The sequence below is a fragment of the Zobellella sp. DQSA1 genome, assembly GCF_041950555.1.
Classification (GTDB): domain Bacteria; phylum Pseudomonadota; class Gammaproteobacteria; order Enterobacterales; family Aeromonadaceae; genus Oceanimonas.
This window is the reverse complement of the sequence record NZ_CP169531.1, coordinates 1486953-1499959: the sequence shown is the minus strand read 5'-3', so window position 1 is coordinate 1499959 and position 13007 is coordinate 1486953. Positions and strand designations below refer to the sequence as shown.

Annotated in this window: 12 protein-coding genes and 1 CRISPR repeat array; of the genes, 3 read left to right on the top strand and 9 right to left on the bottom strand. The window is 57.6% G+C overall.

Features of this window, described 5'->3' with window-relative positions; genetic code table 11:
• Window positions 1-29: 29 nt before the first annotated feature.
• From cobT to ACEVBK_RS07255, 3 genes are read left to right on the top strand one after another with little or no spacing between them, the layout of a single operon-like run.
• Window positions 30-1085 carry a nicotinate-nucleotide--dimethylbenzimidazole phosphoribosyltransferase gene (gene cobT / locus ACEVBK_RS07265; RefSeq protein ID WP_375057939.1) on the top strand — a complete coding sequence of 352 codons (1056 nt, stop codon included), beginning with the start codon at window positions 30-32 and terminating at the stop codon, window positions 1083-1085.
• A complete protein-coding gene (gene cobS / locus ACEVBK_RS07260; protein WP_375057938.1) occupies window positions 1072-1851 on the top strand; it encodes an adenosylcobinamide-GDP ribazoletransferase in 780 nt (259 codons plus the stop codon). Before cobT ends, cobS begins: the two co-directional genes overlap by 14 nt.
• A gap of 10 nt (window positions 1852-1861) precedes the next feature.
• The gene (locus tag ACEVBK_RS07255; protein WP_375057937.1) at window positions 1862-2440 is read left to right on the top strand and encodes a histidine phosphatase family protein; all 579 of its coding nucleotides are present in this window, start codon (window positions 1862-1864) and stop codon (window positions 2438-2440) included.
• On the opposite strand, the gene ACEVBK_RS07250 is transcribed toward ACEVBK_RS07255, so the two are convergent.
• The 9 genes from ACEVBK_RS07250 to cas5c form a co-directional block, all read right to left on the bottom strand.
• On the bottom strand, window positions 2388-2780 hold the full coding sequence (locus ACEVBK_RS07250; protein WP_375057936.1) for a septal ring lytic transglycosylase RlpA family protein: 393 nt from the start codon (window positions 2778-2780) through the stop codon (window positions 2388-2390). The genes ACEVBK_RS07255 and ACEVBK_RS07250 overlap by 53 nt on opposite strands.
• Before the next feature lie 16 nt (window positions 2781-2796).
• Entirely contained in the window at window positions 2797-3138 is a 342-nt protein-coding gene (locus tag ACEVBK_RS07245; RefSeq protein WP_375057935.1) for a DUF4144 family protein, read from the bottom strand.
• Between the two features lie 114 nt (window positions 3139-3252).
• Complete coding sequence (locus ACEVBK_RS07240; protein ID WP_375057934.1) at window positions 3253-3501, bottom strand: hypothetical protein; 249 nt, start codon at window positions 3499-3501, stop codon at window positions 3253-3255.
• 174 nt (window positions 3502-3675) lie between these two features.
• A CRISPR array of direct repeats spans window positions 3676-7527; the repeat unit is 32 nt; unit sequence GTTTCAATCCACGCGCCCGCATGGGGCGCGAC.
• 178 nt (window positions 7528-7705) lie between these two features.
• Entirely contained in the window at window positions 7706-7999 is a 294-nt protein-coding gene (cas2, locus tag ACEVBK_RS07235; RefSeq protein ID WP_375057933.1) for a CRISPR-associated endonuclease Cas2, read from the bottom strand.
• Window position 8000: 1 nt separating this feature from the next.
• Window positions 8001-9017, bottom strand: a complete 1017-nt coding sequence (gene cas1c, locus ACEVBK_RS07230; RefSeq protein WP_375057932.1) for a type I-C CRISPR-associated endonuclease Cas1c — start codon at window positions 9015-9017, stop codon at window positions 8001-8003.
• A complete protein-coding gene (cas4, locus tag ACEVBK_RS07225; protein ID WP_375057931.1) occupies window positions 9014-9631 on the bottom strand; it encodes a CRISPR-associated protein Cas4 in 618 nt (205 codons plus the stop codon). Before cas4 ends, cas1c begins: the two co-directional genes overlap by 4 nt.
• A gap of 3 nt (window positions 9632-9634) precedes the next feature.
• Window positions 9635-10516 carry a type I-C CRISPR-associated protein Cas7/Csd2 gene (gene cas7c, locus ACEVBK_RS07220; protein ID WP_375057930.1) on the bottom strand — a complete coding sequence of 294 codons (882 nt, stop codon included), beginning with the start codon at window positions 10514-10516 and terminating at the stop codon, window positions 9635-9637.
• An 11-nt stretch (window positions 10517-10527) separates the two neighbouring features.
• Complete coding sequence (gene cas8c, locus ACEVBK_RS07215; protein ID WP_375057929.1) at window positions 10528-12327, bottom strand: type I-C CRISPR-associated protein Cas8c/Csd1; 1800 nt, start codon at window positions 12325-12327, stop codon at window positions 10528-10530.
• Complete coding sequence (gene cas5c, locus ACEVBK_RS07210) at window positions 12324-12998, bottom strand: type I-C CRISPR-associated protein Cas5c (RefSeq protein WP_375057928.1); 675 nt, start codon at window positions 12996-12998, stop codon at window positions 12324-12326. Before cas5c ends, cas8c begins: the two co-directional genes overlap by 4 nt.
• Window positions 12999-13007: the final 9 nt, after the last annotated feature.

Genomic DNA, 13007 nt, shown 5'->3' with positions numbered 1-13007 from the left:
TGAGCGATGTTACCGGATCCGCACCCCTTATGCCCAATACCCTTGTCCTGCCCGCCATTCCCTCGCTGGCCAATCCCGAACTGCAGCAACAATTGCAGCAGGCGATCGATCACAAGACCAAACCCCTCGGCGCCCTGGGCCGGCTGGAAGCCCTGGCCCTGCAGCTGGGGATGATCCAGGGCAGCCTCAACCCCGTTATCCGCCAGCCGCAGATAAGGGTGTTCGCCGCCGACCACGGCCTGGCCCGGCACGGGGTTTCGGCCTATCCCAGCTCGGTAACCGCCCAGATGGTGCACAACTTCCTGCAGGGGGGCGCCGCCATCAATGTGTTCGCCCGCCAGCACGGCATAGGGCTCAGGGTGGTGGATGCGGGGGTGGATGCCGAGCTCCCTCCTCATCCGGATCTGGTCGACGGCAAGATCCGCCGCGGCAGCCGGGATGCCCTGGCCGAGCCCGCCATGAGCCTAGACGAATGCCGCCGGGCCCTGCGGTTTGGCATGGCGCTGGTGGCGGACATGCCCGGCAACCTGCTGATTCCGGGGGAGATGGGCATAGGCAACACCTCCGCCGCCAGCCTGCTGCTGGCCCGGCTGGGCGACCTGCCCCTGGCGGAATGCACCGGCCGCGGCACCGGCCTGGACGAAACGGGCCTGGCCCACAAGACCAAAACCTTGCAACAGGTGCTGGCGCGCCACCCCGGCGCCACCGCCCCCCTGGATACCCTGGCCGCCCTCGGCGGGCTGGAGATCGCCATGATGGCCGGCGCCCTGATCCAGGCCGCCAGCCAGCGCCGCATCCTGCTGATGGACGGCTTTATTGCCGGGGTGGCGCTGCTGGTGGCCGAAGGCCTGGCCCCCGGGGTACGCCAGTATGCGGTGTTCGCCCACCGGTCCGCCGAGCCCGGCCACGCCCACTTGTTGCGCCTGCTGGACGCCGAACCCCTGCTCAACCTGGGCCTGCGCCTGGGCGAAGGCAGCGGCGCGGCCCTGGCCTATCCGCTACTGGTATCGGCCTGCGCCTTTCTGAACGACATGGCCAGCTTTGCCGAGGCCGGCGTGAGCGGGAGCGGCCATGCTGCACCATGAGTTGCGCCTGCTGCTGGTCGCCACCCAGTTCCTCACCCGGCTGCCGGTGCCGGCGCTGAACAACTACCAGCCCCACTGGCTGCACCAGAGCAGCCGTTATTTTCCCGCCGTGGGCCTGCTGGTGGGGCTGCTGTGCGCCGGGGTGTTCTGGCCGGCCAGCCTGCTGTTCGGCCCGTTGGTGGCGGCGGTGGCCGGCACCGCCTTCGGCATCTGGCTGACCGGCGCCTTCCACGAGGACGGCCTGGCCGACACCTGCGACGGCCTGGGTGGCGGCCTGACCCGGGCACGGGCGCTGGAGATCATGAAAGACTCCCGCCTGGGCACCTACGGCACCCTGGGGCTGGTGCTGGCGCTGCTGCTGAAAATTGCCCTGTTGGCGGCCATGCCGCTGCCCCTGGCCCTGGCCGCCCTGGTGGTGGGCCATGCCGGTTCGCGGCTGATGTGCATCAGCCTGATTGCCCTGCTGCCCTACGGCGGCGACCCGGAGCACGCCAAGGCCAAGCCCATGGCCCAGCAACTGACCCCGGCCCAGGGCCTGCTCGGCGCCCTGTGGGTGGCGCTGCCCCTGCCCTTGATCTGGCTGTGGCTGCCGCAGCTCTCCCCCTGGCACTGGCTGCTGCCCCTGCTGCTCGCCCTGGTGGTGACCGAGAAAATGCGCCGGCTGCTGAAGCGGCGGCTGGGCGGCTACACCGGCGACGGCCTGGGTGCCACCCAGCAACTGAGCGAACTGGCCATTTATGCCGGCCTGGCCGCATGGGCATGGTGAGGCGGGCCTGATGACACTCTATATCTGGCGCCACCCCACCCCCCTCAACGTCGCCAACCTCTGCCTGGGACGTACCGATCCGGGGGTGGACAAACGCAAATTGCGCCGCCTGGCGGGCCAGATCCAGCGCTTCGCCAGGCGCCATCAGCTCCCCCGGGAAATACGGGTCAGCCCCCTGCAACGCGCACGGGAAGTGGGCAGGATACTGGAACGACGAGGCTGGCGCTGCCGGGTGGATGCGGGACTGACAGAGGCGGATTTCGGCCGCTGGGACGGTTGCCCCTGGCCGCAGATAGACAGGGCCGAGATAGACGCCTGGTGCGCGGACTTCGCCACCTATGCCCCCGGCGGCGGCGAGAGCCTGACGACCCTGTTTGCCCGGGTGGAGGAGTGGCTGGCCCGCCTGCCCGCCGATCCCGTGCTGGCGGTGGGCCACGCCGGCTGGATCAACGTCGCCCGCCTGCTGGGAGAAGGCCAGGGCGTGCCGCAACAGGCGCGGGACTGGCCCAGCCCCGTGGCCTACCGGGCCCTGAGCGTTATTTCAACACTTCCAGCCGCACCGGTGCCACCCCGGCCCGCAGCATGTTGAGCTCGCGCGCCGCCTGCTCCGACAGGTCGATGATCCGCCCCCGGGTATAGGGGCCCCGATCGTTGATGCGCACCACCACCGAACGCTGGTTGTTGAGGTTGGTCACCCGCACCCGGCTGCCGAACGGCAGGGTCTTGTGGGCGGCGGTTAGGGCATTTTTGTTGAAGCGCTCGCCGCTGGCGGTTTTGCGGCCATGATGGGGGTGACCATAAAAGGAGGCCCGCCCCTCGGCGCTGTAATACGGCTTCACCGGCGCCGCCCTGGAATCGCTGCTACAGGCCTGCACCAACAGCAACACCGGCAGCAACCACAGCCAGCGCAGATATCTTGCTTTCACCACTATACCTCGTTGTTCGTTATTGCTGCTCCAGCCAGGCCACCAGCGCCACCGCCTCGGCGGGGGTGCGTACCATCAGCTTGGGGATGCAGCAGATACCGAGCCGGGCGGCATAGGCGCGCAGGCTCTCGTTCAGGGCAGGCAGGGATATTAACCGCTGTTGCCGCTGCCAGTACAGGGGGCCGGCTTCCCGCTGCGACAAAAGGTGCAGCCGCCCCTCACCGTCGATCAGCCGGTCCTCTACATGGGGATGATGGGCCTCGCAGTCTTCCGCGCTCGCCACCCAGGCATAGCCGTGGCCATCCGCAAACTCGATGATCGCCGGCCAGACGATGGGAACTGCTTGATTAATATCGTTCATTTTCAACTCCTCACGGCTGCCTGCCGCCCCATCCGCGACGGTTGCCAAGGCCGTTGCCGGCCGTAAAAAAGCCCCGCGGGCACCGGCTCGCGGGGCTTTTCTCTTGCTTTCTCGTCACATCCCCAGCATCTTCTTGGCTTCGGACAGCAGCCGCATCGACTCATCATGATCCCCCGCATTATGCCGGGCCTCACCCTCGGCCCTCAGCTCGGCCACCCTGGCCGCATCTTCCGCCGACAGCATCGGCATCTCTTCCAGCTTGGCATCAATCGCCCGCATTACCCCGGGGCAACCATGAGCCAGAGCCGCCCCGCTCGCCAGCAGCAACGTCCCGGCCAATAGGGTAGAAATCAAGGAACGCATAGTTGTTTCTCCGCTTGCAAACCACAGTTAGAGGGTAGTGCAGCTCAAGAATAACTGCTAAATCGGTGAATAGTTGTAGCAAACACCTTTACTAACCCAGTTGGTCGAATCCCCCTTTGAGCCGCTTGTCTGGCGGAGAATTGCCTGATGATGCCCTGCCTGTCACGAGGAAATATTTCAACCCACACATCCGTGTGGGGCACAACCCACTAAGCTTGAACAGCTCGACTATCGCAACTTTGTTTCAATCCACGCGCCCGCATGGGGCGCGACCATCGGCCTCGCCCGTAACCACGCCCCGGAGCGGGTTTCAATCCACGCGCCCGCATGGGGCGCGACTTCAGGGTGTCTGTCTGATAGGAGCTTTATGAAGTTTCAATCCACGCGCCCGCATGGGGCGCGACCAGCGTAGTTGTATACCCCGTTTCGGTATAAATTCGTTTCAATCCACGCGCCCGCATGGGGCGCGACCGCACAGTGCCAGAAAACAGGCCAGCTTTCTCCTGTTTCAATCCACGCGCCCGCATGGGGCGCGACGCTCAACGGTACCAGCCTACAGGCCAAGGCGTGGGTTTCAATCCACGCGCCCGCATGGGGCGCGACAGCTCAGCCCCGCTCATCGCAGCGGCGCGACGATGTTTCAATCCACGCGCCCGCATGGGGCGCGACCGAGACCCCCGGCTTCACCATCAACGTCACCTCGGTTTCAATCCACGCGCCCGCATGGGGCGCGACCCACATAGAGGGGCTGGTCCACGTTGCCCTCATTGTTTCAATCCACGCGCCCGCATGGGGCGCGACGTACCCCTGGCTCAAAAGCCTGCCGCGCATGCGTGTTTCAATCCACGCGCCCGCATGGGGCGCGACACGGGGTTGCGCGGCGGTGGGTGTCGATGCCCCAGTTTCAATCCACGCGCCCGCATGGGGCGCGACGAGAAACGGGTTACCTATAGTCGGCTGATGTACGTTTCAATCCACGCGCCCGCATGGGGCGCGACGCTGGACTACATCAATCCAGACCTGCCCTATATCGTTTCAATCCACGCGCCCGCATGGGGCGCGACCCGAGCAAGAAGCGGCAGCGGCAGCCGAACGCGAGTTTCAATCCACGCGCCCGCATGGGGCGCGACTAGATGCGGTGGCGTCCAAGTACCTAGACAAGGTGTTTCAATCCACGCGCCCGCATGGGGCGCGACGCTCTTGCTCTGCCTGTGCTGTCAGGTCTGCTATGTTTCAATCCACGCGCCCGCATGGGGCGCGACTTCCAACGGCCGACCTCTTTACATCTAATACCTCGTTTCAATCCACGCGCCCGCATGGGGCGCGACGAGGTATCTGCTATGACTACTGCTTATATACTAAAGTTTCAATCCACGCGCCCGCATGGGGCGCGACCAAGGCCATCAACTACTTGCAATCCATAGAGTGGGTTTCAATCCACGCGCCCGCATGGGGCGCGACGTCGCACGGGTGCCAACCTGTGGGGGTGGGATAAGTTTCAATCCACGCGCCCGCATGGGGCGCGACAAGAAAGACATGGTTTGCGGTTGAAAATGAAATTGTTTCAATCCACGCGCCCGCATGGGGCGCGACATACCGATTTTGCGCAGTCGGGCGCGGTGTACACGTTTCAATCCACGCGCCCGCATGGGGCGCGACGGTATTCATCGGACTGTTCGCCAAAGGAGCGAAGTTTCAATCCACGCGCCCGCATGGGGCGCGACTCGGCTCAACACTCCCACTATTGCCCGGTATCAGGTTTCAATCCACGCGCCCGCATGGGGCGCGACCACCTGGGCGGTGCGGGTGTAGTTTTCGAACTGGTTTCAATCCACGCGCCCGCATGGGGCGCGACCTACCTGGTGGACGGAGAAGCCTGGTACAACCAGGTTTCAATCCACGCGCCCGCATGGGGCGCGACGAGCAACAATGACGTTCCCGGCGATTCAACCTGGTTTCAATCCACGCGCCCGCATGGGGCGCGACCCGAGGCCACCGCGCTACTGACCGAGTATGGCCGTTTCAATCCACGCGCCCGCATGGGGCGCGACGGGTTGCCGCCGGGAGTGATGGATGAGTAACCCAGTTTCAATCCACGCGCCCGCATGGGGCGCGACCCCCGTCAATTACCGCGATGAATGCCGCCAGTGCTGTTTCAATCCACGCGCCCGCATGGGGCGCGACTCGTGGCGAGTTTGACACTTGTTGTACTAACCGTGTTTCAATCCACGCGCCCGCATGGGGCGCGACGTGTCTGAGGCTATATCAATATCTGCACCATTTCGTTTCAATCCACGCGCCCGCATGGGGCGCGACTGCCTTCCAGCCCGCTACTGAACGGGTCAAACAGGTTTCAATCCACGCGCCCGCATGGGGCGCGACCCTGTGGATATGCTGCTCGCAAGCGCAGTGATGGGTTTCAATCCACGCGCCCGCATGGGGCGCGACACAAATGTCGCTGAATACGGCGCAAGAAATGAATGTTTCAATCCACGCGCCCGCATGGGGCGCGACATTCGAGGCAGTTCAGCGAATTAACCTGTTGAGGTTTCAATCCACGCGCCCGCATGGGGCGCGACTTATTGCATCAACAATGATGGTGTTGCGATTATCGTTTCAATCCACGCGCCCGCATGGGGCGCGACGTGATAAATGTAAACAGCGACGCGAGTATTTAAAGTTTCAATCCACGCGCCCGCATGGGGCGCGACTCTCGCATTCTCTCTTTGTGATAAGTTATTAGGGTTTCAATCCACGCGCCCGCATGGGGCGCGACTAGTTAACGGATGCCAGTGCGCTGATTATCAGATGTTTCAATCCACGCGCCCGCATGGGGCGCGACGAAAGTTTCCAGAGCGTCAACATCGAGCGTAAAAGTTTCAATCCACGCGCCCGCATGGGGCGCGACCTGTTTGCAGTGTGCTGGAAAACGGCAATACTGGGTTTCAATCCACGCGCCCGCATGGGGCGCGACTTAACGCTCTGCCCGGATGAATACGTCAAAAACCGTTTCAATCCACGCGCCCGCATGGGGCGCGACTAAAAGGGCTCCACGTCCGTATATTAAATGTGGAGTTTCAATCCACGCGCCCGCATGGGGCGCGACTGATAAATATGGGGCGATGATGCCGGAGTATGCGGTTTCAATCCACGCGCCCGCATGGGGCGCGACCAAGACGCTGTACCCACCTATTTCGCCCTCACCGTTTCAATCCACGCGCCCGCATGGGGCGCGACTGACAATATCGTTGAATGGATACACGGTTTCTTCGTTTCAATCCACGCGCCCGCATGGGGCGCGACGGGGGCGTGGAAATTCGGGCTTGAGGGGATAATGGTTTCAATCCACGCGCCCGCATGGGGCGCGACGTTGACCGTTATGGCTCGCTGGCAATATCCGGTGTTTCAATCCACGCGCCCGCATGGGGCGCGACTCGAGGTTGGCGAGTTTAACCGTCCAGAGCTACTGTTTCAATCCACGCGCCCGCATGGGGCGCGACTTTTGGCGCGTGTTGACCTCTTCCACGGCCTGCGCGTTTCAATCCACGCGCCCGCATGGGGCGCGACTCGGTGCGGGCGACGGGTCGCCTTGCGGCAAATTGTTTCAATCCACGCGCCCGCATGGGGCGCGACATCATGCCAGCAATCGTTAATGTTCCCGATTTTGTGTTTCAATCCACGCGCCCGCATGGGGCGCGACGACGTCTAATTCCCGTTCAACGATATGTGAGAGGTTTCAATCCACGCGCCCGCATGGGGCGCGACACACTACTTTATGCATATCGCATTTAGCAAAGAGTTTCAATCCACGCGCCCGCATGGGGCGCGACAGACGTGCTGGGCATACTAAGGTCGGCACAAGTGTTTCAATCCACGCGCCCGCATGGGGCGCGACCAGCAGGGATGTACTTTGATGATGTTTTTGCATGGTTTCAATCCACGCGCCCGCATGGGGCGCGACGAGGTTGCCGAGTTTATCCGCCAGTTAGAGATTGTTTCAATCCACGCGCCCGCATGGGGCGCGACTGCGTTAGTCTAACTTGTTAAAGAACAAAGGCAAAATACGCCATAGGCGCTAACCGCCTTGATATCCATAATCATCAGTGTGGCCGACATCAATGACCATTTTTAAATATCTTTATTATCATGCACTTATATCAGACGCTAACCGCCCTGCCTTTCTCTGAGAACCGAAGGTTAGCGATTACAGGATCAAGGGAGCTCTGAGTGGGTCAGCGACCGGCTTGGCACCTACATGTTCCACCTTTTGGTGGCCCTTTTTGCCAAGAAAATAGAAGCGCAAGCTGTCTTCTTCAGGATCGAAAATATCCAACAGCTTGGTTTTGAGATAAACAAACTGATCCGGCGACACCTCGCATTCAAAAACAGAGTTCTGCACCCGTACACCGTGATCCAGGCAAACCTTGGCGATATTACGCAAACGCCGCCGGCCTGCCGCCGTGACAACACTCACATCGTAGGTGATCAGTACCAGCATGTCATTTCACCAGATAAGGTGTGTAGTATTCCGTATCCCCCCGGATATGCCGCGCCAGTAACATCGCTTGGCAATGCGGCAACAATCCGATGGGCACCTGTTCCTGCAAGTAGGGATGCATCACCTCCACCTGCTTGCGTTCCTGATAGGCAACCAGTAATTTCTTCCGTGCCTCGTCTTGCAGGCGAACTGCACCACTTGCTTCGGTAATGAAATCGGCAAGCTGGACCTGACGACGATTGATCATCGTCAACACGAAACGGTCCGCCCAGGATGCGCGGAATTCTTCCAACAAATCCAGAGCAAGACTTGTCCTACCAGGGCGATCCCGGTGCAAAAAGCCGACATAAGGATCGAGCCCAACGCCCTGTAACGCCGCTACACACTCTTGCGTGATCAACGAATACACGAAAGACAGCAACGCATTTACCGGATCAGTTGGTGGTCGGCGTACCCGTCCGTTAAGGGCAAAACCAGAGCCACGCAACAACTCGTTAAACACCGAAAAATAGTAATTGGCGGCCTCGCCTTCAATGCCGCGCGTTTCGTCCAGCTCTTTCGCATGGCGAACGCGCGCCAAGCACCGCGCGAGATTGTCCACAGCCTGCTTCAGTAATGGATTGTCACCGTGATTACGCAGGTCCCGCAGCAAAACTGCACGGCTGTTGGCGATTTTTGCCGCCACCATCAGTTGGGCGATACCATTGTACTGCTCGGGCAGATCTGCCCAACGGTACTGAGCTCTGCGTAACAATACATTGCCGGTTTCCTTGCCCTGCACCCGCGCCAGAAAGCGGCCGTATTCCGTATAGAAAGCCATGCCAATACCCTGCTCCGCGCAGTATCCCATTAAAAACGGTGACACGGAAATCTGCCCGAAACAGAGGATATTGCCCAATGACAATGACGGAAACTGCGCCAATTTCTCGCCGCCATTTTTGATCACAATGGTATCACGCTCTTTATGCAGGTAACTCTCCTGCCTCGTTACATACAGCGTATTGAGCAACTTCTTCATGTCTTGAACAACTCCCTGATATAGCGGGCCGACCCATCCTTGCGAAAGCGATCCGGCTCGCACAAGTTGAAAAGGGAGCAGGCACGGCAGCGCTTTTTGTCATCTATTGGCGGCGGCGTTCGCCCCTCGGCCAAGAGTGCATGGGCCTGCTCAATAGTAAAGATAGTGATCTCCCGGAGCCGGTCGTCTATCGGCACCAATTCACGGCGGCGCACTTCCCAGTACCAGATTGCTCCCTCCCTGATCACGACGTCACGCATTTCCTCTATGCATAGCGCCTGGGCGCAAAGCTGGATACGATCCCAGTCCTGTACTTTGGGCTTGCCACGTTTGTATTCCACCGGACGATACACCTGCTCTTTTCCACCCTCGATTTCCAGCAGATCCATCTTGCCGACCAGTCGGTAGCGTTCCGAGCGTAGCATCACCCCGCGTTCATAACGGATATGCCGACGTTGTTCTGCAGCCCCCGAATCAACGCGTTCGTGCAGTACACGCCCTTCCGCCGTGAAACGGTTCTCCGCCCAAACCTGCTCGACGTGGATCAACGCATACTGCCGAGGGCAGTATGCGTAGTGTTGGAGGGCGGAGATGGAAAGAATATTATCTTCCATGCTCTAGTAGTGTTTCCGAATCAATACGACACCCTCCGGCCATTCCTGATCGTGAATGCTAACTTCGTAGTCGGAAAAATCGCGTGCGGGACCCTGTGATTTTCTGGTGATCTGGACCCGGTCAAATAAGCTATGTGCCGGTGAGTTACCCAGTTTGCTTTCGTGTTTGAAGATGTACAAGGCACGGGTATTCATCAAACCTCGCGCCGCCGAACGGTCATGTTCGAACATATTCAGCAACGACTCCCATAGAAGGTCAAGATCTTCGTCACTGAAGCCTGTCTGTTCGGCCAGATGTGCAGATATAAAACCGTGGGTAACGTAAAGTCCGTAAGGCACGGTAAATTTACGGCCCATTGTGCGGTTATCTCCGCTTTGGCTTTCCGCTTCTTTCTCTGTAGTTACCGCCATACGGGTAATGGAATGCTCAGAAGCGACTATAGGGTCAACTGAACGACCAAAAGTAAGTTGTACAGGCCCACGCACTTGTCCACAGTTCACGCCTGTAGACATAACGGCACCAAAGGTGCGGATATCGAAGAAGTTGCCACACATCCATTGACGCGCCTCTTCAACCTTATCCCCACCTTTGCGCTTTTTGTCATCGCCTTGCAAGGCATCTTCCGCACCAATGGCGATATACGCACGTTCATGAGTTTTGTTGAGAACAGATTTTTCCTTGACGTAAATTTCGTAAGGCGGCTGTTCGTCTTTCGTAATGCCGACATAGTTACGCACTTTTCGCTTTAAACACACGTCGGTGACCAATCCTAGTCCAGTTTCCGCGTCAATACGCGGCAGATTACCGGCGTCGGGATCACCGTTGGGGTTGCCGTCTCTTACGTCGAACAACAGGACAAAATCGTAGCGGTTGGAAATAGCCATTGTTATGCTCCTTATTCAGAAAATTGAGGTTTGGATTTATCAGATTTTTTATAAAATTCCTGGCGTTGGTGGTAATAACCGATGGCAAATCGCCCTTGGTCATCCAGACTGAGTTGAGATGGAAAGCCGTCCGCTTGAAGGTGCTCAAACACTTCTTGAAACAGCTTCTCAAAATAGATTTCCCGGCCTTTTTCCAGCTTGCCCAGATGATGATTTTTCATGCGTAGCAAGATGGGAAGCACACTGGCCGGAGTGCCAGAGGCAGCGGCATAGTAGCGATCGCGGATAGTGGCATTGATACCAGGATTGGCTTCTTCTTGGATCTTTTCCAACAACGCGAACAGGCGACCAACGCGATAGCCTGGATTAGTATTGTTTCTGTCAAGGGACACGGTAATCTCCTTCTCGGGTTGAGTTTGAAATCTGGCTTTGCGATTTAGGAAAGCCTTAATAAGTGCGGCCCGCTCATAGCTCACCTTCTCAGTTTTTTCGTCTTTCTTTCTCTGTACAGCTTTAGTACGTCGGATAGCAGCATTCAGCAGAGTTTGCGGGTAAGGGCTACCATTTAAAATGGCGCGTATCCAATCACCGGCTAGATTAGGAAGAATATTCTCCGACTTTCCCAGTACAGCAATAGAACACAACAATGACCAGAGCGAAAGGTAATCGCGTTGATGAGGATCATGAACTATTTCCAAGTCATGAAAGTGTCGGGAAATTTTCTCCGAAAACTCGGCAACTGTGCCAGTGTTCCAGAAACGCACCGAGATTCGTGCGGCATTGGGAGAAAGGCCCAGAATAAAAAATCTAGCTTCCTTATCTTCCTGCGGCATGGTCCCTTTGTCTACGGCCATAAGCAATGCCCGCACCTTTTCCGTCAAGGCATCCGGATTGTCCTTTGATGGCTCGTTGAACAACGTGGCGAAGTCGTCCTCCATATGGGACAATCGATCTGACCAGAAGACGGTTGTGACATCGCCAATCCTGAATTTTTGTTGTGAATCTCGCCGCAAGAGAACATTAAGGGCTGTCGCATACTTGAACGCCGCTCCCTCAGAAATAGGAAAATTCATACCTTGTTTTTTGTTAAACGAAGCAAATGCCGGCGACTCAAGGTTATTTACTGCCAGAAACGGGGAGGGTTTTTTGTTAATACCCGATATAGGTCTGTGCAGCCTTGTGATCGTCCCCTTATTACCGGAAATCAAACATATGCCTGTAGATTCTTCATCACATTTTTCTTCAGCCAGTCCTGAGCCAACCCACATTATTGCAAGATCACGCAATGACTCTAACTGAGGAACCAAGCAAGTCTGATCATTTATTCTAAAAGACAGATTGCATCCCTTTACGGCAACCACGTCACTCCATGATTTATGCTCAACGATTTTTTCCACCCCGCCTTTATCATAAAAAGATTTAACTGCCTGAACTTCATCAACTTGAGGAAGCCTATCGGCAATCAAATTAATCATCGATGAGAATGTTGCATTCTGTTTTTTTGCGGACTCGACGTCTTTATCGTTATCACTTTTTGGTTGACCAAGTAAATAACCATAGTGATCCCAGAGAAAGTTTGTAGTTTTCCAAGAATTTTTCCCTGACTTTTGTTGCCACATTGGCAATAAAAAAGGTCTTCCTTTTTTAAATTTATCTCCATCTCCCGTAAACTGTAAATCTACAAACTCACCATTAAGATCAATAACAACGACATAAGGAATTACCTTTTCCTCAAAGCCTTCTGGCGAAATCCCACTCTCCGATTCGGCTGCCTTGCGCTCATAGTATGTGTTCAATGCTTGCAAAATCATCCCCGCACCTCCTCACTGTCCCATGCCGGGACCTGGATTACGCCTTGTTCCATTGCCGCGTTGAAGAACTTGGGCATGGGGTTGTGACGGTCACTGTAATCCAGGTCGTACAGCATCCAGCCAAGCGGCCTGTCTTCGGATATGGGAGGGGGCTCGTGGCCAATACTGGATTCATCGACCAGCCGAAAAGCACAGGAAAACTCCCGGACGCCCAGATAGGGTTGGTTGAAGCACTGCCCCTTCCTCGCTCGGCGCTCAAACATGGCTGCGTATTTTCCATAGTCCGAGTTCATATCTTTGGCTTTATCAAAATGCAGCTCCGCATACAACCGGTATTTCACATCGCGCAGAAACAATCCAGCCCGTTGCTGTCGCTCATCTTCCACGTAGAAGCCCATAGGTTCGGTGGATTGACCAGACAATTGCTTAGCTGTAGGTGCCGTAAATACCTTTCCCACTTCATTACGGCGTACAGAAATCCAATTGATCGGATTCAGCACTTCAATACGGGTAATCTGCCAGCGGATTGCGGGCTTCCATAGTATCGCCTCAAAAATGGCGCGCGCGGAGGAAGGTGTGATCACGTCATAGCTGACACGCTCCACTTTCATTTCCGGGCGGGTAAAGCAGGCGTAGTCGCCGCTGACCTCCAAGCAAAAATTGACGGGCATAAAGCCTCC

What these genes read in the sequence shown, in the direction of transcription:
- cas4 (WP_375057931.1), bottom strand. Translation starts at nt 9,631, where the DNA reads ATGGAAGATAATATTCTTTCCATCTCCGCCCTCCAACACTACGCATAC.
- ACEVBK_RS07240 (WP_375057934.1), bottom strand. Translation starts at nt 3,501, where the DNA reads ATGCGTTCCTTGATTTCTACCCTATTGGCCGGGACGTTGCTGCTGGCG.
- cas2 (WP_375057933.1), bottom strand. Translation starts at nt 7,999, where the DNA reads ATGCTGGTACTGATCACCTACGATGTGAGTGTTGTCACGGCGGCAGGC.
- ACEVBK_RS07245 (WP_375057935.1), bottom strand. Translation starts at nt 3,138, where the DNA reads ATGAACGATATTAATCAAGCAGTTCCCATCGTCTGGCCGGCGATCATC.
- cas8c (WP_375057929.1), bottom strand. Translation starts at nt 12,327, where the DNA reads ATGATTTTGCAAGCATTGAACACATACTATGAGCGCAAGGCAGCCGAA.
- cas7c (WP_375057930.1), bottom strand. Translation starts at nt 10,516, where the DNA reads ATGGCTATTTCCAACCGCTACGATTTTGTCCTGTTGTTCGACGTAAGA.
- cobT (WP_375057939.1), top strand. Translation starts at nt 30, where the DNA reads ATGCCCAATACCCTTGTCCTGCCCGCCATTCCCTCGCTGGCCAATCCC.
- cobS (WP_375057938.1), top strand. Translation starts at nt 1,072, where the DNA reads ATGCTGCACCATGAGTTGCGCCTGCTGCTGGTCGCCACCCAGTTCCTC.
- cas1c (WP_375057932.1), bottom strand. Translation starts at nt 9,017, where the DNA reads ATGAAGAAGTTGCTCAATACGCTGTATGTAACGAGGCAGGAGAGTTAC.
- ACEVBK_RS07255 (WP_375057937.1), top strand. Translation starts at nt 1,862, where the DNA reads ATGACACTCTATATCTGGCGCCACCCCACCCCCCTCAACGTCGCCAAC.
- cas5c (WP_375057928.1), bottom strand. Translation starts at nt 12,998, where the DNA reads ATGCCCGTCAATTTTTGCTTGGAGGTCAGCGGCGACTACGCCTGCTTT.